Annotated in this window: 1 protein-coding gene; it reads left to right on the top strand. The window is 31.2% G+C overall.

The genetic code is table 11. The features are described from left to right. The coding region (locus ACTNAO_RS12855; RefSeq protein WP_441029694.1) for a hypothetical protein at positions 1–443 on the top strand (443 nt) is incomplete at both ends.

The raw sequence follows: 443 nt of genomic DNA, 5'->3' as shown, positions 1-443 counted from the left end.
TTCTTGGAGATAAAGAAAAGGAGTATCTGCCTCATTATGTAACGCTAAATGAATATTTAGAACGATTAAATCCTAAAGAACTTGAAAATATTCAGCATGATATAGTGTACCAAATGATTCGAAGAAAGACATTTAATGATGCAAAAGTATTAAAAAAATGGCTTGTTATAGTTGATGGAACAGAGCTTGATGAAGGTCTTCAAAAGAAAAATGATAATTATCTTGAAAGGTGCTATAATCGTGGAACAGCTGAGGAATATACAAGATATCACCGAAGCGTTTTGGAAGCCAAAATATATTTTGGAAATAATCTTGTAGCAAGTATAGCAACTGAACCTATTGAAAATGATGCTGAGTATTCAGCAAAAAAACTTAGTGATGAGGAAATAAAACAAGATTGCGAAAGCAAAGCATTTTTACGTCTTTCACAAAAGTTAAAAAAG

Origin of the sequence: Clostridium sp. HCP1S3_C6 (assembly GCF_052066735.1) — a bacterium.
Lineage (GTDB): Bacteria > Bacillota > Clostridia > Clostridiales > Clostridiaceae > Clostridium.
Note: the sequence above shows the minus strand (reverse complement) of the source record. Positions and strands in the feature narration are given on the sequence as shown.